The organism is Amycolatopsis sp. NPDC005003, assembly GCF_053600695.1.
In genome coordinates, this window is the sequence record NZ_JBSGAI010000040.1 from 21,887 (window position 1) to 39,123 (window position 17,237).

Genomic DNA, 17,237 nt, shown 5'->3' on the forward strand with positions numbered 1-17,237 from the left:
CCCGTGCTCTCCCGCCGCGGCCTGCTCGCCGGCAGCGCACTCGCGCTGCTGGCGGGCTGCTCGTCTTCCGGGCCTCCTCCCGGACCACCCCCGGTACCGATGCCGACCCGCCCGGCGGCACCGCGCGACCCCGTGACGGTGCAGCGCGTGCCCTCGGCGGCCCGCGGTACCGACGTCGACCTGGTCCTGATCACCCCCGAAGGCGTCCCGGCCTCGGGCCTCCCGGTCTGCCTGGCGCTGCACGGCCGCGGTGCCCAGGCGCGAACGTTCCTTTCTCTGGGCGTCCCGGCGGTACTGACGGCGGCCGTCCGCGCCGGAACCCCGCCGTTCGCCGTCGCGGCCCTCGACGGCGACCACTATTGGGTGAAAACCGACGGTCCCGACGACCCGCAGCGCATGCTCACCGACGAGGTCCCCGGCTGGCTCGCCGCCCGCGACCTGCGTCCGCCGTCGGCGGTGTTCGGCATTTCGATGGGTGGCTTCGGCGCCCTGCGGTTCGCCCGCGCCCACCCGGACCTGAAGGCGGTGGCGACGGCGAGCGCGGCGCTGTTCGTGAGCTGGCCGGACGCCCGCAGCCGCAAGGTGTTCGCGGACGAAATGAACTGGCGCGCGGAGGAACCGCTGCTGCACACTGCCGATCTACGCCCCGCGGGCCTCGGCGTGTGGTGTGGCGAGTCGGACCCGTTCCTGGGCGCCGACCGTCGGCTGGTGAAGGCGGTTTCGCCGGAAGTCTCCCGGTTCACCCCGGGCGGGCACGACGACGAATACTGGCGAGGCGTACTGCCGGAGATCGTGAAGTTCGTGGGGGAGCGTCTGTCGTGACCGAGGTGTCGAAGGCCGTCTGGACCGACGCCGACTTCGCGCGGATGGGCTGGCACGACTGCCGCATCCACGCGCTCGGCTTCCTCGAAGACGACGACCCGCCGCCGGGCCGGCTCCTGCTGGACCTGGACTACATCGTCCGCTGGGTCGAGCCCGCCCGGCGCGAGAAGCACTTCACGTTCTGGATCTCCCCGGCGACCCTGGTGTTCGACGAGGCCTGGGACGTCACCGGCGACATCGGCCCGCTGCACAGCAGCCTGGAGATCGCGGACCTCCACCGCCTCGACCCCCCGGACGACCAGCCGTATCCGCTGTGGCACCTGGAGGGGCACGAGTTCGACCTGAAGCTCCGGGCGAGCGGTTTCCGGCAGTACCTCCGCAGCTCGCCCCGGCACGTGCCCCGGCAGGTCCTCACGATGGCCGAACGCGGCGGCCTCGGCTTCGCCGAGCAGGCGTTCGCCTAGGCCACCATCGCGAACGCGCCGTAGTACTCGCCCTCCTGCGTCCGGGTGCCGCTGCGGTCGGGACTGACCTCCGCGCCCACCCAGCCCTGGAACGTCCCCGAGTCGTCGATCACCTGCAGCAGCGGCCGCACGTGGCTGTTGAGCAGGTAGCACCCGTCGTAGGACAGGCACTCGCACCAGAACTCGTAGCTGTTGCGCCGGCCGCCGAAGTCGCCGGTCAGGTAGTAGAACCGGCGGTCGCCGCTGTCGGCGAGCTTCTGCACGCAAGCCGCGTAGCCGGGGGTGGCCGGTGTCCCGCAGCAGGACGCCGCGTCGCAGCCCGCGTTCTTCTGCACGTACCCGAGGCACGAACCGTCCGTGCAGGCGTTCCAGGCCGGGCCCACGGTGAAGCTGCCCGCCGCCCCGCGCGCCACGGTGGTGATCTTCTTGTTGTTCCAGCTCTGTGCCTCGTACTTGTACGAGCGCTGCGTGGCGCGGATGCTGCTCATCGACGCCTTGCTGGTCTGGGCCAGCGAGGCGTTGCTGCCATACGCGTAGCCGCCGGTGATCGAGTACGTGTCGTCGACCAGCTCCATCCGGCCCAGGCCGGGGTGCAGCTCGGAGACCGCCCAGGTCTCGCCGAGGTTCACCGCGGTCGTCGAGCCGTTGATCGTGCTGCTCGTCCAGGTGATCGTCACCCGTCCGGACGCCGAGTCGTAGGCGTAGGTGCCGGTGAAGTGGCCGTTCGGGTCGCCGGTGAACCCTGGCGCGGTTTTGATCGCGCAGTTGTTGCGGGGATTGGTGCCCGGCTGGAACTCACCGCAGTAGTAGACGTCCCCGCTGTTCACCGGAACGGGGTAATCGCGCTGGCTCCACGTCCAGAAGTTGTGCTGGACGGTGTTGTCGGCCTGGTTGAACACCAGGTAGCCCAGCCGCAGGTAGTTGCTGCCGACGGCCTCGGTGAACCCGGCGACGCTGACCACCCAGTTCTGCTTGCCCAGCGGCGGCGGCGCGGCGTGCGCGGCGGACGCGCCGAGCAGCAGCGTCGAGGCGAGCGCCGAAAGGATGACTGTCACGAACACGCCGAACCGGCGGAAAACCCCCATCTGCATGAGGTGAGCGTAACTGATCAACGCCTTATTTCGAAGCGAACAAGATCGCCTGCGCCACCTCGGCGCCGGGATCGAGCAGCCATTCCGCGTCCACGGTGAACCCGGCGTCCCGCACCCGCCGGGCCAGCCACCACGGCTGCCGCAGGTGGACGTGCACCCGCATCGGGTGGCCGCCGTAGCCCTGGGTCTTGAGCCGGGTGCCGACGCCGACGTGGTAGCCGATCACCAGCAGCCCGCCCGGCCGCAGCACGCGGTGGAAGTGCCCCAGCGCCACCGGCACCGCCTCGTCGGGGACGTGGATCAGCGACCAGGACGCCAGCACGCCCGCGACCGACGCGTCCGGCAGCGCGAGGTCCGTCATCGAACCGACCTCGAACCGCAGCTCCGGGTGCGCCCGGCGGGCGAGGTCGACCATCCCCGGCGAAAGGTCGACGCCGGACGCGTCGACGCCCAGCGAAGCCAGGTACGCCGTGAAGTGCCCGGGGCCGCAGCCGACGTCCACCGCCGGCCCGTCGACCTGCGCCGCGAACAGCGTCAGCGCGGCCTTGAGGTACGGCTGCTTTTCGAGCGCGTCGGAGACGAACTCGGCGTAGCTCGACGCCACGGTGTCGTACGACTCGGCGGTGTCCGAGAGCCAGCTCATCGCGCGCGCAGGCCGTCGAGGACCATGCCGAGCGCGCGCCGCCAGTCCGGGGTCGCGGTCGCCGCCGCGAACACGATCGGCAGGTCGGTCCCCCGGAAATCCGTCCGCAGTGCCCCGGCCTCCTGGGCCCGCGAGATGAGCCGGTGCATCCGCGAACCGTTGGCCTCTTTGGCTTTCTCCAGCCCCGACCCCGGGCCGAACGTCCGCGAGCACACTTCGGTGAAGCCGCGGTCGGAGACCTGCATCAGCACCGAACGTTCGAGGAACAGGACGAATCCGTCCCACGGGTCCTCGCACGCGAGGGCCTCGTCCAGCACGGCTTCCGCCTCTTCCAGGACCGGCAGGAACGCGGCTTCGACGAGGTCCGCCCGCGTCGGGAACCGGTTGTAGAGGGTGCCGATGGCGACCTCGGCGCGCCGCGCGATTTCGTCGAGCGGGGCGTCGACCCCCTTGGCGCCGAACACTTCCCGCGCCGCCGCGACCAGCGCTTCCCGGTTGCGCCGGGCGTCCGCGCGCAGGGGACGTCGCTCGACGCTCACGCCGCGAAGTATAGCCGCGTACGCCCGAGCGGCCCGCCTGGTTGCCTTCTGATCGGAACCTCACAGTGCCCGCCGCGGGGGTCCGGCGGGAGCACAATGGGGTGCAGCGGGGTCAACCCCGCACCGAGACGGCCACCGAGGGGAGGTCGGCACCCGTGCACTCCGACCTTTCCCCGTCCGGCCGCACCGGAGTCCTCCTGGTCGGCACCCGCGGGCAGCGGGGCCCCGGGGAGGTGCTGATCAGGATCAGGGGCGGCCTGGAAACCTTCCTTGCCTGGTCCGACACGGAGCTGCCGAAGGGCACGACCGTCCTGGTCGTGGACACCCGGGGACGGCGCACGGTCGACGTCGTGGCGTGGGACGCCTCGGATCCCGTTCCTGAGTGATTTCCAAAGGACAGCCGATGTTCGGTTATCGCGTGCCCGCTCCCAACGAGGCGATGCTGATCTCCGGGGGCAAGAGCGGCAAGGGCGCGTCGCCGTTCCGGGTCGTCACCGGCCACGGTGCGTTCGTCATGCCCGTCTTCCGGAAAGTCCGGTTCCTCACCCTCGCCATGTGCGAGGCGGAAGTGACCGAAGTGTGCGTGACCAAGCAGGCCATCGCCCTGACCGTCCGGGCGGTGATCGCGTTCAAGGTCGGCAACGACACCGAGAGCATCGTCAACGCCGGCCAGCGGTTCCTCTCCGACCAGGACCAGATGTCCGTGCTGACCGGCCGGATCTTCGCCGGGCACCTGCGGTCCATCATCGGGTCGATGACCGTCGAGGAGATCATCACCGAGCGGCAGAAGCTCGCCACCGAGGTGCTGGACGGCTCGGCGGTCGAGATGGCCAAGATCGGCCTCACCGTCGACGCCCTGCAGATCCAGTCGATCGACGACATGAAGCTCGGCTACATCGCCGCGATGGCCGCGCCGCACAACGCCGCCATCCAGCGGGACGCGCAGATCGCGCAGGCCGTGGCGAACCAGACCGCGGCCGAAGCCGAGCAGAAGTCGCAGCGGACGCAGGCCGAGTACGCCCGGCAGACGTCGATCGTGCAGGCGCAGTACCGCGCCGAGGTCGAGGCGGCGCAGGCCGAGGCCGCCCAGGCGGGCCCGCTCGCGCAGGCGAAGGCCCAGCAGGAGGTCATCGACGCGCGCACCGAGCTGGCCCAGCGCGAAGCCGAGCTCCGGCAGCAGCAGCTCGTGGCCGAGGTGATCAAGCCCGCCGACGCCGAGGCCGAGCGGATCCGCATCCTGGCCGTCGCCGAGGCGGAGAAGATGCGCATCCAGGCGGAGGCGGCCGCGTCGCACAACCGGGTCGCGCTCGACCGGATGCTCATCGACCAGCTGCCGCAGATCGTCAAGGAAGCCGGGCGGGGGCTGTCCGGGGCGAACGTCAACATCCTCAACGGCGCCGACGGCCTCGGGGAGATGGCCGCCGGGCTGGTCGGCCAGGGACTGTCCATCTTGGACTCGGTGAAGCGCGGCCTGAGCACCCCTCCGTCGCCGTCGCCCGCGGCCGTGCCGGAAGCGAACGGGCAGGTGACCAAGCCCGAGCTCACCGCATAGCGTTTTGTCGACTCAGGAGGCCGGCTTCACCGCGACGACCAGGTCACGCAGGATGGCCTGGTCGACGCGGTGGGCGAACTCCTCCCACGGCCCGCCCTCGCGGACGTCCAGCCCGGCCTTCCGGAGCACCTCGACCAGTTCTTCCCGCGGCAGCACGGTCGTGTTCCACGAAATGCCGAGCGCGCCGCCGGGCTTCAGCACCCGCGTCCACACGGGAACGGCGGCCGCGAGCAGGTCGCGCGGGCTGCGTTGCAGACCCGCCTCGCGGTGGCTGCCGTGCTGCACGCCGTACGGGGCGTCGGTGACGATCACGTCGCAGGAGTTCGCCCGCAGCACCTCGTCGGTGGTCAGCGTGTCGGCGTTGAAGTAGGTGAGCTTGCGCGTGTCGCCCGCTTTGTACGCTTCCTTGTCCAGCGCGTACTCGATGTCGAGCCGCCGGCCGAGCCGCACCTTGTTGCGCCGCAGCTGACCCGACTCCGCGGTGTGCTTCACGCGCTTGTTGCGCAGCCAGGTCTTGATGAACGCCTCGTACGCCTCGAAGTCCTTGGCGTCGACGTCCAGGCCGGTCGCGTGCACGCCGTACATCATCGCCTGGTTCAGCGTGGTGCCGCGGCCGCACAGCGGGTCGAGCAGGTACTTCGGCTTGCCCGAGAACGGGTCCGCGGTCGCCAGCAGCGTCACGTTCACCAGCAGCTTGGTGAACAGCTCGTTCGTCTTGCCCGCGTACTTCTGGATGGTCAGCAGGTCCGAATCGGCCTTGGCCAGCGGTGTCACGGGCACCGGACGGAGGACGCCGTCACCCAGCTCGAACAGGGCGTACAGCGACGAGACGTTCGACAGGAGCGCGAGGTCGCCCTCGCCGAGGGGCGCGGAGCTGGTGAAGCGCACGTAGCCGACGCCGCCGAGCTCGACCTCCTCGATCGCGGACAGCTCGGCCGCCAGGCCCGCGCCGAACACCGCCAGCTCGGCGCGCAGCAGCGCGGGGGAGGAGGCGGCGTAGACCCGGTTGGCCGACGGGTAGACCAGCATCGCGTACTCAGGCATCCCGCAGAGCGTAGCGTGACGCACCGTGACCCCTACTTCGGCGCAGGACATCCGGGACGCGGCGGCACTGCTCGCGGCGGCAACCGACGTGACGATCCTCGGCCACGTGCGGCCGGACGCGGACGCGCTGGGCAGCGCGCTCGCCCTCGGCCGGGCACTGCTCCGGCGCGGCGCCTCCGTGCGCGTGTCGTTCGGTGAGCCCGACGAGGCCCCGGAGACCCTCCGCTGGCTCGACGAGGACGGCCTGCTGACGCACCCGGACGCCCTCCCGGACGCCGACGGCCTGCTCGTCTGCGTGGACACGCCGACGCCGAAGCGGCTGGGCCGGCTCGCCGGGCGCGTCGAGCTCGCCGGGGCGGTGCTGGTGATCGACCACCACGCGACGAACACGTTCTACGGCACCTGCCACGTCGTCGACGAGAGCGCCGAGGCCAGCGCGGTCCTCGTGTACCGCGTCCTGGAGGCGCTGGGCACCGAGCTGGACGAGCCGATCGCGCGCGGGCTCTACGCGGGGATCGTCACCGACACCAGCGGGTTCCGCCGGGCGAGCCCGGAGACGCACCGGATGGCGGCCCGGCTGCTGGAAGCGGGCGCCGACCCGGAAGCGATCGTGCGCCGGATCGTCGACGAGCGGCCGTTCGCCTGGCTGCCGATGCTGTCGTCGGTGCTGCGCGACGCCCGGCTGGAGCCGGATGCCGCGCAGGGCCGGGGTTTCGTGCACGCGGTGGTTTCCCTCGACGCGGCGCGCACGGTCCGCGGCGAGGAGGTCGAGTCGGTCATCGACGTCGTCCGCTCGGTGCGCGAGGCGGCCGTCGCGGCGGTGCTCAAACAGGACCCGGCGCAGCCGGGGCAGTGGCAGATTTCGTTGCGCAGCATCGGGATCGACGTCTCGGCGGTGGCGGCGGAGTTCGGCGGCGGCGGGCACCGGCAGGCCGCGGGCTGCACCGTCACGGGCTCGGCTTCGGACGTCATCGCCGGCCTGCGGGAGGCTTTGGAGCGGGCCCCGCTGCTGTGAGCCGCGTCGGATGGCGGGGCCGGAAAGTTCCCGGGTTCCCGCCGGTCAGGACCGTGGGTGGCGGCGGTTAGAGTCCGGTTCGTGGTGAACGTGGAGGAGATCGAGCGGGTTCCGGCGAAGCGCGTGCTGGGGCTGGCCCTGCCCGCACTGGGGGTGCTGGCCGCCGAGCCGCTGTACGTGCTGGTCGACACCGCGGTGATCGGTCACCTCGACGCCCTGTCGCTGGCCGGGCTCGCGCTCGGCGGTGTCGTGCTGGCCCAGGTGTCGAGCCAGCTGACGTTCCTGTCCTACGGCACGACGTCCCGCACCGCCCGGCTGCACGGCGCCGGCCGCCGGGCCGACGCGGTGCGCGAAGGCGTGCAGGCGACGTGGCTGGCGGTGTTCGTCGGGCTCGTCGTGCTGGCCGCGGGGCAGCTGCTGGCCTGGCCGATCGCCCGGGTGCTTTCGGGGAGCGACGAGATCGCTTCCGCCGCGGTGTCGTGGCTGCGGATCGCCCTGTTCGGGGCGCCGCTGATCCTGGTCACCATGGCCGGCAACGGCTGGATGCGCGGGGTGCAGGACGCCGCGAGGCCGTTGCGGTACGTGCTGGCGGGCAACGGGATCTCGGCCGTGCTGTGCCCGGTGCTCGTCTACTGGGCGGGGCTGGGGCTGGAGGGTTCGGCGATCGCGAACGTCGTCGCGCAGGTGATCTCGGCGTCGCTGTTCATCCTGGCGCTGGTCCGCGAGAAGGTGGGGTTGCGGCCGGACTTCAAGGTGATGCGTGCCCAGCTCGGCCTGGGCCGCGACCTGGTGCTGCGCAGCCTGGCGTTCCAGGCGTGCTTCGTCTCGGCGGCGGCCGTCGCGGCCCGGACGTCGACCGAGGCGGTCGGGGCGCACCAGGTGGTGCTGCAGCTGTGGACGTTCCTGGCGCTGGTGCTGGACTCGGTGGCGATCGCCGCGCAGTCGCTGGTCGGGGCCGCGCTGGGGGCGAACTCGGCCCGGCAGGCGCGCGGGGTGGCGTCGCAGATCACCGGGTACGGGCTGCTGATGGGGTGCTTCCTGGGCATGCTGTTCGCGGCGCTGTCGTGGGTGCTGCCGCACGCGTTCACGTCCGACCCGGGCGTGCTGGCGGAGATCCCGCACGCGTGGTGGTTCTTCGTCGCCCTGCAGCCGATCGCCGGCGTGGTCTTCGCCCTGGACGGCGTGCTCCTGGGCGCGGGCGACGCGGCCTTCCTCCGCAACGCGACACTCGGCAGCGCGGCCCTGGGTTTCCTCCCCCTGATCTGGGCGTCCCTCGCCTTCGGCTGGGGCTTGACGGGCATCTGGACCGGCCTCTCGTTGTTCATGCTCCTCCGCCTGGCCGCGGTCCTGGCCCGCTGGCGCTCCGGAAACTGGGCGATCCCCGGCGCCACCCGCCCCACCTGACCCGTACCCGGACGGTCGGTTCACGTACCCAGGGGGTCGGCCTGCGTACCTGGAGCGTCGGCCCGCGAACCGACCCTCCAGGTACGTGAACCGACCGTCCAGGTACGCAGGCCGACCGCCCGGGTACGCAGGCCGACCCTCTGAGCACGGGTGATGGGGGTTACCTGTGGGGAAAACCACCCGGGTCGTGGCTATGGTTCGAGGTTGCTTAGGCGATACAAGTAGTGGGGACGGCAGTGCAGGCGTCCGGACGAACGAACGCTGAAACCCTGGAGGAACCCGTGCCCGCCACCGGCCGTGCCACCGCCCGGTCCTGGCTGATCTGGCTCGCCGCCGTCACCGTGTACCTCCTCGCCGTCTTCCACCGGACGTCCTTCGGGGTCGCCGGGCTGCAGGCCGCCGAGCGCTTCGGCGTCGGCGCGGCCGCACTCGGCACGTTCACCGTCCTGCAGGTCGGTGTCTACGCCGCGATGCAGATCCCGACCGGCGTCCTGGTCGACCGCTACGGCCCCCGCCGCGTCCTCACCGCCGCCGTCCTGGTCCTCGGCGCCGGCCAGCTCCTGCTCGGCCTCGCTCACTCCTACGGCCTCGGCCTGGTCGCCCGCGGTGTCCTCGGCCTCGGCGACGCCCTCACCTTCGTCAGCGTCCTGCGCCTGGTCGCGGCCCACTTCCCGGGGCGCCAGTACGCGCTGCTGACGTCGTTCACCGCCGCCGTCGGCTACATCGGCAACCTGGCCGCCACCGTCCCGCTCGCCCTGGTCCTCGACGGCGCCGGCTGGACCCCCACGTTCCTCGCGGTCGGCGCCGTCACGGTCCTCTACACGGTCGTCGTCGCCCTCCGCGTCCGCGACGTCCCGGCCGGCGAACAGCCGCCGGTCCGCGAAAAAGTGCGTCCCCGCGAGCTCGCCGGCCAGGTCGCCGAAGCCTGGCGGACGCCGGGCACGCGCCTGGGCTTCTGGGTCCACTTCAGCACGATGTTCGCCCCGAACGCCCTGACGCTGCTGTGGGGCGTCCCCTGGCTGGTGCAGGGCCAAGGCCAGTCGAAGGCGACGGCGAGCGCGCTGCTCACCGTGTTCGTGTTCGGCTCGATGGCGGGCGGCCCGGCGCTCGGCGGCCTGATCGGACGCCGCCCGTCGCTGCGGATGCCGCTGGTCGGCGGGTACATCGGCGGAGCCGTGCTGGTCTGGGCGGTGCTGCTGGGCTGGCCGGGCCAGGTGCCCCTGCCGGTCCTGGTGCCCGCGTTCGCCTTCCTCGCCCTCGGCGGGCCGGCGTCGATGATCGGCTTCGCGCTGGCCCGCGACTACAACCCGCTCAGCCGCGTCGGCACGGCGACCGGCGTGGTCAACGTCGGCGGCTTCGTGGCCACGACGATCGCCGCGCTCGGCGTCGGCGTGCTGCTGCAGACCACCGGCGGGAACTTCCGCGTCGCCCTGCTGGCGATCGTCGCCATCCTGGCGCTCGGGACGTTCCGCCTGCTCGTGTGGTGGCGCCGGACCCGCACCCACCTGTTCCTCGCCGAAGCCCGTGGCGAGGAGCTGCCGGTGCGCATCACCCGCCGCCGCTGGGACGCGGCCCTGCCGGAGACGCCGGTCGTCGCCGCCTGATCACCCGCGCCGGGGCACCAGCCAGCACAGGCAGAAGGGGTGCCCGGCCGGGTCGGCGTACACCTGGAAGTCGTCCCCGGACGTGCTGCCGGCCGCGGCCTTCAGCACCGTGGCGCCGAGCGCCATGACCTCTTCGTGCGCTTCGGCGAAGTCCTCGACCCACAGGTCGAGGTGCACCTGCTGCTTCGACGGCCCGTCCGGCCACGTCGGCGGCACGTGGTCGGGCGCGAGCTGGACGCCGATCCGCGGCGCCCCGGCCACCAGCACCATGTGCCAGTCGCCGTCCTCGCTCACCTCCCCACCGAGGACCCCGGCCCAGAACCGGCTCTCGGCGGCGAGATCGGCCGCGTCGAAGGTGACGACCTGGTGGTTGATCCGCATGGACCCCAGTCTGCCGGAGTCACCGCCGGACCGGCGCCTGCAGCAGCTCCGGCGCCACGGCGAACCCGCGCCGCTCGTAGGCGGGTACGGCCCGCGGCGACGAGTGCACGGTGACCCGCTCCAGCCCCAGCTCCGCGGCGAGCCGCAGGACGCCGTCGATCAGCTGCCCGCCGAGGCCGCCGTCGCGCGCTTCCGGCACGACGTACACGCTCTGCACGTCCCCGGCGGCCCGCGACGGCGCCGACGGCGTCGGCACCCGCGGGGTGATCGCCAGGAACGCCATCCCGAGCACCCGGCCGGCCCGCACCAGGACGAGGCAGCGGTGGGTGGCCGCGTTCTCCCGCGCCCAGGCGGCGAACTCCCGCACGAACGCGTCGCGGCCCGCATCGGGCAGGCCGTCCCGCTCGGCCACCCAGCGCCACCGGAGCCCGGCGACCGTTTCCAGCTCGGCGGGCCGGGCGGCCCGCACTTCGATCTTCGTCACACCCCCATCCTGGCCGCCCACCCCAAGCGCCCCGAGGCCGCCTTGGGCGCTTGAACCGGGCCCGCATGACCGGCGCCCGCAGCCACCGCGAAACTCGCTGCCGATCACCCACCCCGCACCCGGGCCACCTCGCCGATCGCCGCCGCCGGAAGCGGAAAGGCGCCGGTCGGGCGGGGAAGTGACCGTCATCCGATCCACGACGGGCGGCCGCTAGGGTTTGCCGCGTGTCGAGCCCGAAACCGCCCCGCCGCCCCGCCCCGCCTCCCGGTCTGCTCATCGTCGACAAGCCCGCCGGCATGACGTCGCACGACGTCGTCGCGCGCGCCCGGCGGATCATGGGGACCCGCAAGGTCGGGCACGCCGGCACGCTCGACCCGATGGCGACCGGCGTGCTGGTGCTCGGCATCGAGCGCGCCACCAAGCTGCTCGGCCACCTCGCCCTGGACCGCAAGACCTACCTGGCCACCCTCAGCCTCGGCAGCAGCACCACCACCGACGACGCCGAGGGCGAAGTCCTCACCCAAGCGCAAACCACGAACATCCAAGACGAAGACATCGCCCAAGGCGTCGAGAAGCTCACCGGCGACATCCAGCAGGTGCCCAGCGCGGTCAGCGCGGTCAAGATCGACGGCAAGCGCGCCTACGCCCGCGTCCGCGCCGGCGAGGACGTCGTCATCCCGGCCCGCCCGGTCACCGTCCACCGCTTCGACGTCCTCGCCGTCCGCCACGAGGAGGATCACGTCGAGGTCGACGCCGTCGTCGAGTGCTCCTCCGGCACCTACGTCCGCGCGCTGGCCCGCGACCTCGGCGCGGACCTCGGCGTCGGCGGTCACCTGAAGGCCCTCCGGCGCACCACCGTCGGCCCCTTCACCCTGGCCAAGGCGAGGACGCTCGACCAGCTCGAAGAGCAGCCCGAACTGAGCCTCGACCTCGACGCCGCCGTCGCCGCCGCGTTCCCGCGCCGCGACCTCGACGCCGCCACGGCGAAGGCGGTCCGCCACGGCCAGCGCATCCCGGCGGCCGGTGTCGAGGGCACCTACGGGCTCTTCGGTCCCGACGGCCGGGTGCTCGCCCTGGCCGCCGACGAACAGGGCGTGTCCCGCGCGGTGGTCGTGTTGCTGCCCGCCTAGGGTGGGCTCGAGAGACGGGAGTGCGACGTGCTTCGGTGGCGTGGGCTGGGGGACCTTCCCGGTGGCTGGGGCCGGTGCGTGGTCACCATCGGCGTGTTCGACGGTGTCCACCGCGGGCATCAGGAGCTGATCAGCCGGACGGTGGCGGCGGCGGCCGAGCGCGGCCTGCCGAGCGTGATGCTGACGTTCGACCCGCACCCGTCGGAGGTGCTGCGCCCGGGCAGCCACCCGGCGCAGCTGACGACGCTGCGGCGCAAGGCCGAGATCGTCGAGGGCCTCGGCGTCGACGTCTTCTGCGTGCTGCCGTTCACCCTGGAGCTGTCCCGGCTGCAGCCGGAGGAGTTCGTGCACGAGGTGCTGGTCGACCGGCTGCACGCGGCCGCGGTGATCGTCGGCGACAACTTCACCTTCGGCGCCAAGGCGGCCGGCGACGTCGCGATGCTCCGCACCCTCGGCCGCCGGTTCGGCTTCGCCGCGTTCGGCGCCGAGCTGCAGGGCAAGGACCTGTCCGAAGCGGACCAGACGGCGATCACCTTCTCGAGCACGTACGTCCGGTCGTGCATCGACGCCGGTGACGTGGTCGCGGCCGCCGAAGCGCTCGGCCGCCCGCACCGCCTCGAAGGCATCGTCGTCCGCGGCGACGGCCGGGGCCACGAGCTCGGCTACCCGACGGCGAACCTGTCGACCCCGCGCTTCGCCGCGGTCCCGGCCGACGGCGTCTACAGCGCGTGGTTCACCCGTTCGGCCGACCCGGCGCGCCGGCTGCGCGCCGCCGTCTCGGTGGGCACCAACCCGACCTTCTCCGGCCGCGAGCGGACCGTCGAGGCGTTCGTCCTCGACGTCGACGAGGACTTCTACGGCCAGCACGTGGCCATCGACTTCGTGGCGCGGCTGCGTGACCAGGTGCGGTTCGCCGACTCGGCCGGGCTCGTCGCGCAGATCGACGACGACGTGGTCGAGACCAGGAAGGCACTCGAACTGCCCCCGGACGCCCTGACCGGGGACGAATAGGGGATTCCGCGTCCACACACGGGGCCGCGATGGCAAGATGCTCACGGACGGTGTGCGCGAACAGGGGAGCGGGAGACTGGTGGAGGACCACAAGATCGTCCAGCGGAACATCGCGTTGCAGCGCGAGTGGTACGGGGAGCCGCTCGGCGACCGCGTGCGCCGGCTCGTCGTCGCGTTCGACGTTTCGCAGGCGTTCCTGGCGGAGGTCCTCGGGATCAGCGCCCCCATGCTCAGCCAGGTGATGAGCGGGCGGCGGGCGAAGATCGGCAACCCGGTCGTGCTGGCCAGGATGATCATGCTCGAGCGCAAGATCCTGGTGCCCGAGGTCGCGGCGGGCAACCGCGACGCGATGCTGGCCGCGATGGAGGACGTCCGCGACTCCCGGCCCACCGTCGGCCGCGACAACATCCCGGTGGTCAACGAAGACCAGAAGGTGCTTGCCTACCTGCGCGACCTGGCCGAGGACGAGGACCTGGGCGAGGCCGCCAAGCGCCTCGACGACGACTTCCCGGCGATCGCCGACCTGCTCCGCCGGGCGGGCAACGGCGCCTGATGCCGGTTCTGTTCAGCGCCCTGCTCCCGCCGGAAGACGTCGTCACGGCCATCGCCGAGGCCCTCGGCGAGACCGGCGACGGCCTCCGCTGGGAGCCGCCCGAGCGCTGGCACATCACCCTCGCGTACTACGGCCAGGACGACGTCGAGTCCCGCGCCGCCTGGCTGGGCGGGCGGCTGGCCGGCCGCGGCCCGGTCGACGTCGGGCTGGAAAAGGCCGCGACGTTCCCCGGGGTGCTGTGGTTGACTGTCGCCGGAACGGAGTTGAAGCCGCTCGCGCACGCCGCGGGCGCCGACGCCGAACCGAGGCCCTACCGGGCCCACCTGACGCTCGCGCGGTTCCCCCGGGAAGAACCCGGGCTCGCCGCGCGTTGGACTTCAACGCTGGCCGGCTTCACGAGCCGGCGCTGGCAGGCCGGCGAGGTCGCGCTGATGAGCAGTGAGCGCGAGCCGGGCAGCGCCCGGCCCCGCTACCGGGTCGTCCGCCGCTTCGAACTGGGCCGCGGCTGAAGACACGCGCCTGAAGGCGCAGTTCAGCGGGCTGGTAACCTCAACGATCGGGTCCGGCTGCAGTCCGTGGCGGCCGTGACCGTCTTCCCGGCGTGCATCCGGCGTCCGGGGCCGCACGGCACTGATTATTTCGAGGAGCAACACAAGTGGCGCTGTCCACCGAAGAGAAGAAGTCGATCCTGGCCGAGTACGGCGTGCACGACTCGGACACCGGATCCCCCGAGGCCCAGGTGGCGCTGCTCACCAAGCGCATCGTCGGCCTCACCGAGCACCTCAAGGCTCACAAGCACGACCACCACTCCCGTCGCGGGCTCCTGCTGCTGGTCGGCCGTCGCCGCCGGCTGCTGAACTACGTGATGAAGGTGGACATCGAGCGTTACCGTGCGCTGATCCAGCGCCTCGGCCTGCGCCGATAGCTTTACCCGAGGGGGAGTGACCACAGGTCGCTCCCCCTCGCCACAAAACGGCGCGAGCGCGCACGAGGGTCCGTCCGCCGGTCCTCGGTAGTGGTTCCCGGGAAGTCTCCCGGGGGCTTCGATCGAAGACCGGCCTCATTCCTCGAGCGTCCTCAGGCGAAACGGGTCCCAGGGTGGGAGACTCGCGCCAGTAGAAGGAACCAAAGAGGAGAACTGTCTATGACCGACTCCACCGGAGTCACCGTGCACGAGACCGAAGCCGTCATCGACAACGGCCGGTTCGGCACCCGCACCGTCCGCTTCGAAACCGGCCGCCTGGCCCGCCAGGCCGCCGGCGCCGTGGTCGCGTACCTCGACGAAGAGACCATGCTGCTCTCGGCGACGACCGCGTCGAAGCACCCGAAGGAGCACTTCGACTTCTTCCCGCTGACCGTGGACGTCGAAGAGCGCATGTACGCCGCGGGCCGCATCCCCGGCGCGTTCTTCCGCCGCGAGGGCCGCCCGTCGACCGACGCGATCCTCACCGCCCGCCTGATCGACCGCCCGCTGCGCCCGTCGTTCGCCGACGGCCTCCGCAACGAGATCCAGGTCGTCATCACCGTCCAGAGCCTCAACCCGGACGACCCGTACGACGTGCTGGCCATCAACGCCGCCTCGGCGTCGACCCAGATCGCCGGCCTGCCGTTCTCCGGCCCGGTCGGCGGCGTGCGCGTCGCCCTGATCGAGGACCAGTGGGTCGCGTTCCCGACCTGGACCCAGCTGGAGAAGGCCACCTTCAACATGGTGGTCGCCGGCCGCATCGTCGGTGATGACGTCGCGATCATGATGGTCGAGGCCGAAGGCACCGAGCACACGCTCGATCTGATCGCCGCGGGCGGCAAGGCGCCGGACGAGACCTCGGTCGCCGAGGGCCTCGAGGCCGCCAAGCCGTTCATCAAGGTCCTGTGCGAGGCGCAGCAGCGCCTGGCCGCCGACGCCGCCAAGCCGACCGGCGAGTTCCCGGTCTACCCGGCCTACCAGCCGGACGTGTACGAGGCCGTCGCCGCCATCGCGACCGACGACCTGGCCCGCGCGCTGCAGATCGCCGGCAAGCAGGATCGCGACGCCGCGACCGACGAGGTCAAGGCCGCCGTGATCGAGAAGGTCGGCCTGGGCGAGGGCGAAGCCTTCGAAGGCCGCGACAAGGAGATCGGCGGGGCGTTCAAGGCCCTGACGAAGAAGATCATGCGCCAGCGCGTCCTCACGGAGAAGATCCGCATGGACGGCCGTGGCCTCACCGACATCCGGTCGCTCTCGGCCGAGGTCGCCGTGATCCCGCGGGCGCACGGTTCGGCGCTGTTCGAGCGCGGCGAAACCCAGATCCTGGGTGTCACCACGCTGAACATGCTGCGCATGGAGCAGCAGATCGACTCCCTCTCCCCGGAGACGACGAAGCGCTACCTGCACCACTACAACTTCCCGCCTTTCTCCACCGGTGAGACCGGCCGCGTCGGTTCGCCGAAGCGCCGCGAAATCGGCCACGGCATGCTCGCCGAGCGCGCCCTGGTCCCGGTGCTGCCGAAGCGCGACGAGTTCCCGTACGCGATTCGCCAGGTCTCCGAGGCGCTGGGCTCCAACGGCTCGACGTCGATGGGCTCGGTCTGCGCGTCCACCATGGCGCTGTACAACGCCGGCGTGCCGCTGAAGGCCCCGGTCGCGGGCATCGCGATGGGCCTGGTCTCCGACGAGGTCGACGGCGAGACGCGCTATGTGGCGCTGACCGACATCCTCGGTGCCGAGGACGCCCTGGGCGACATGGACTTCAAGGTCGCCGGCACCAAGGACATCATCACCGCGCTGCAGCTCGACACGAAGCTCGACGGCATCCCGTCGGAGGTCCTCGCGGCCGCGCTGAAGCAGGCGAAGGACGCCCGCAGCACCATCCTCGAGGTCATCGCCGAGGCGATCGACGGCCCGGACGAGATGAGCCCGTTCGCGCCGCGCGTCACCTCCGTGAAGATCCCGGTCGACAAGATCGGCGAGGTCATCGGCCCGAAGGGCAAGATGATCAACTCGATCACCGAGGAGACCGGCGCCGACATCTCCATCGAGGACGACGGCACGATCTACGTGGGCGCGGCCGACGGCCCGTCGGCGGAGGCGGCGATCGACAAGATCAACGCCATCGCCAACCCGCAGCTGCCCAAGGTCGGCGAGCGCTTCCTCGGCACCGTGGTGAAGACGGCCGCGTTCGGCGCGTTCGTCTCGCTGCTGCCGGGCAAGGACGGCCTGGTGCACATCTCGAAGCTGGGCAACGGCAAGCGGATCGCCAAGGTCGAGGACGTGGTCAACGTGGGCGACAAGCTCCGCGTCGAGATCGCCGACATCGACAACCGCGGCAAGATCAGCCTGATCGTGGTCAAGGACGAGGACGCCAAGCCCGCCGAGGGCGGCGAGAAGCCGGCCGACGCCGAGAAGGCCGACGCCAAGTAGCACGCAAGTTCCGTCGAAGGCCTCCTGGCCCGCTCGGTGCAAGTTGTCGTGAGTGGTAATTAGGGTTCTAACCCGAATTACCACTCACGAGGCCGGCGGCAGG

Annotated in this window: 19 protein-coding genes; 13 read left to right on the plus strand and 6 right to left on the minus strand. The window is 71.7% G+C overall.

Annotated features, from left to right (window positions below; translation table 11 throughout):
- The first annotated feature begins 3 nt into the window (after positions 1-3).
- On the plus strand, positions 4-822 hold the full coding sequence (locus tag ACWED2_RS35865) for an alpha/beta hydrolase (protein WP_449694961.1): 819 nt from the start codon (positions 4-6) through the stop codon (positions 820-822).
- Positions 819-1,286: a hypothetical protein gene (locus ACWED2_RS35870; protein ID WP_449694962.1), complete on the plus strand. Its 468-nt coding sequence runs from the start codon at positions 819-821 to the stop codon at positions 1,284-1,286. Before ACWED2_RS35865 ends, ACWED2_RS35870 begins: the two co-directional genes overlap by 4 nt.
- Here the strand turns inward: ACWED2_RS35870 and ACWED2_RS35875 are convergent.
- The 3 genes from ACWED2_RS35875 to ACWED2_RS35885 are packed head-to-tail and all read right to left on the minus strand — an operon-like array spanning position 1,283 to position 3,559.
- Positions 1,283-2,377: a hypothetical protein gene (locus ACWED2_RS35875; RefSeq protein WP_449694963.1), complete on the minus strand. Its 1,095-nt coding sequence runs from the start codon at positions 2,375-2,377 to the stop codon at positions 1,283-1,285. The genes ACWED2_RS35870 and ACWED2_RS35875 overlap by 4 nt on opposite strands.
- 25 nt (positions 2,378-2,402) lie before the next feature.
- Positions 2,403-3,020 carry a class I SAM-dependent methyltransferase gene (locus tag ACWED2_RS35880; RefSeq protein WP_449694964.1) on the minus strand — a complete coding sequence of 206 codons (618 nt, stop codon included), beginning with the start codon at positions 3,018-3,020 and terminating at the stop codon, positions 2,403-2,405.
- Positions 3,017-3,559: a TetR/AcrR family transcriptional regulator gene (locus tag ACWED2_RS35885; protein WP_449694965.1), complete on the minus strand. Its 543-nt coding sequence runs from the start codon at positions 3,557-3,559 to the stop codon at positions 3,017-3,019. The genes ACWED2_RS35880 and ACWED2_RS35885 overlap by 4 nt, the downstream gene beginning before the upstream one ends.
- Positions 3,560-3,714: 155 nt before the next feature.
- On the opposite strand from ACWED2_RS35885, the gene ACWED2_RS35890 reads away from it, so the two are divergent.
- On the plus strand, positions 3,715-3,945 hold the full coding sequence (locus ACWED2_RS35890; RefSeq protein WP_449694966.1) for a hypothetical protein: 231 nt from the start codon (positions 3,715-3,717) through the stop codon (positions 3,943-3,945).
- Between the two features lie 17 nt (positions 3,946-3,962).
- A complete protein-coding gene (locus ACWED2_RS35895) occupies positions 3,963-5,111 on the plus strand; it encodes an SPFH domain-containing protein (RefSeq protein WP_449694967.1) in 1,149 nt (382 codons plus the stop codon).
- 12 nt (positions 5,112-5,123) lie between these two features.
- On the opposite strand, the gene ACWED2_RS35900 is transcribed toward ACWED2_RS35895, so the two are convergent.
- Positions 5,124-6,155, minus strand: coding sequence for a TRM11 family SAM-dependent methyltransferase (locus ACWED2_RS35900; protein ID WP_449694968.1), 1,032 nt, complete (start codon positions 6,153-6,155; stop codon positions 5,124-5,126).
- Between the two features lie 25 nt (positions 6,156-6,180).
- Between ACWED2_RS35900 and ACWED2_RS35905 the strand changes: the two genes are divergently transcribed.
- The 3 genes from ACWED2_RS35905 to ACWED2_RS35915 all read left to right on the plus strand — a co-directional run bounded on the left by ACWED2_RS35905 (position 6,181) and on the right by ACWED2_RS35915 (position 10,178).
- Positions 6,181-7,170 carry a DHH family phosphoesterase gene (locus ACWED2_RS35905; RefSeq protein ID WP_449694969.1) on the plus strand — a complete coding sequence of 330 codons (990 nt, stop codon included), beginning with the start codon at positions 6,181-6,183 and terminating at the stop codon, positions 7,168-7,170.
- An 84-nt stretch (positions 7,171-7,254) separates the two neighbouring features.
- Positions 7,255-8,574: an MATE family efflux transporter gene (locus ACWED2_RS35910; RefSeq protein ID WP_449695039.1), complete on the plus strand. Its 1,320-nt coding sequence runs from the start codon at positions 7,255-7,257 to the stop codon at positions 8,572-8,574.
- A gap of 281 nt (positions 8,575-8,855) precedes the next feature.
- Positions 8,856-10,178 (plus strand): MFS transporter, encoded by a 1,323-nt coding sequence (locus tag ACWED2_RS35915; protein WP_449694970.1) that lies wholly within the window; start codon positions 8,856-8,858, stop codon positions 10,176-10,178.
- Here ACWED2_RS35915 and ACWED2_RS35920 read toward each other — a convergent pair whose 3' ends face one another.
- Both ACWED2_RS35920 and ACWED2_RS35925 read right to left on the minus strand, forming a co-directional pair.
- Entirely contained in the window at positions 10,179-10,559 is a 381-nt protein-coding gene (locus ACWED2_RS35920) for a VOC family protein (protein ID WP_449694971.1), read from the minus strand. It lies immediately after the preceding gene.
- Positions 10,560-10,578: 19 nt separating this feature from the next.
- Positions 10,579-11,043, minus strand: coding sequence for a GNAT family N-acetyltransferase (locus tag ACWED2_RS35925; RefSeq protein ID WP_449694972.1), 465 nt, complete (start codon positions 11,041-11,043; stop codon positions 10,579-10,581).
- A gap of 224 nt (positions 11,044-11,267) precedes the next feature.
- On the opposite strand from ACWED2_RS35925, the gene truB reads away from it, so the two are divergent.
- The 6 genes from truB to ACWED2_RS35955 all read left to right on the plus strand — a co-directional run bounded on the left by truB (position 11,268) and on the right by ACWED2_RS35955 (position 17,134).
- Positions 11,268-12,173, plus strand: coding sequence for a tRNA pseudouridine(55) synthase TruB (gene truB, locus ACWED2_RS35930; protein ID WP_449694973.1), 906 nt, complete (start codon positions 11,268-11,270; stop codon positions 12,171-12,173).
- A gap of 27 nt (positions 12,174-12,200) precedes the next feature.
- On the plus strand, positions 12,201-13,184 hold the full coding sequence (locus tag ACWED2_RS35935; RefSeq protein ID WP_449694974.1) for a bifunctional riboflavin kinase/FAD synthetase: 984 nt from the start codon (positions 12,201-12,203) through the stop codon (positions 13,182-13,184).
- Between the two features lie 79 nt (positions 13,185-13,263).
- Positions 13,264-13,737 carry a helix-turn-helix transcriptional regulator gene (locus tag ACWED2_RS35940; protein ID WP_310972580.1) on the plus strand — a complete coding sequence of 158 codons (474 nt, stop codon included), beginning with the start codon at positions 13,264-13,266 and terminating at the stop codon, positions 13,735-13,737.
- Positions 13,737-14,246 (plus strand): RNA 2',3'-cyclic phosphodiesterase, encoded by a 510-nt coding sequence (thpR, locus tag ACWED2_RS35945; RefSeq protein WP_449694975.1) that lies wholly within the window; start codon positions 13,737-13,739, stop codon positions 14,244-14,246. The genes ACWED2_RS35940 and thpR overlap by 1 nt, the downstream gene beginning before the upstream one ends.
- Before the next feature lie 146 nt (positions 14,247-14,392).
- Positions 14,393-14,662 carry a 30S ribosomal protein S15 gene (gene rpsO / locus ACWED2_RS35950; protein WP_003084034.1) on the plus strand — a complete coding sequence of 90 codons (270 nt, stop codon included), beginning with the start codon at positions 14,393-14,395 and terminating at the stop codon, positions 14,660-14,662.
- A gap of 219 nt (positions 14,663-14,881) precedes the next feature.
- Positions 14,882-17,134 (plus strand): polyribonucleotide nucleotidyltransferase, encoded by a 2,253-nt coding sequence (locus ACWED2_RS35955; RefSeq protein ID WP_449694976.1) that lies wholly within the window; start codon positions 14,882-14,884, stop codon positions 17,132-17,134.
- The last annotated feature ends 103 nt before the right edge of the window (positions 17,135-17,237 follow it).

What these genes read in the sequence shown, in the direction of transcription:
- ACWED2_RS35920 (WP_449694971.1), bottom strand. Translation starts at nt 10,559, where the DNA reads ATGCGGATCAACCACCAGGTCGTCACCTTCGACGCGGCCGATCTCGCC.
- ACWED2_RS35955 (WP_449694976.1), top strand. Translation starts at nt 14,882, where the DNA reads ATGACCGACTCCACCGGAGTCACCGTGCACGAGACCGAAGCCGTCATC.
- ACWED2_RS35900 (WP_449694968.1), bottom strand. Translation starts at nt 6,155, where the DNA reads ATGCCTGAGTACGCGATGCTGGTCTACCCGTCGGCCAACCGGGTCTAC.
- ACWED2_RS35880 (WP_449694964.1), bottom strand. Translation starts at nt 3,020, where the DNA reads ATGAGCTGGCTCTCGGACACCGCCGAGTCGTACGACACCGTGGCGTCG.
- ACWED2_RS35895 (WP_449694967.1), top strand. Translation starts at nt 3,963, where the DNA reads ATGTTCGGTTATCGCGTGCCCGCTCCCAACGAGGCGATGCTGATCTCC.
- thpR (WP_449694975.1), top strand. Translation starts at nt 13,737, where the DNA reads ATGCCGGTTCTGTTCAGCGCCCTGCTCCCGCCGGAAGACGTCGTCACG.
- ACWED2_RS35875 (WP_449694963.1), bottom strand. Translation starts at nt 2,377, where the DNA reads ATGCAGATGGGGGTTTTCCGCCGGTTCGGCGTGTTCGTGACAGTCATC.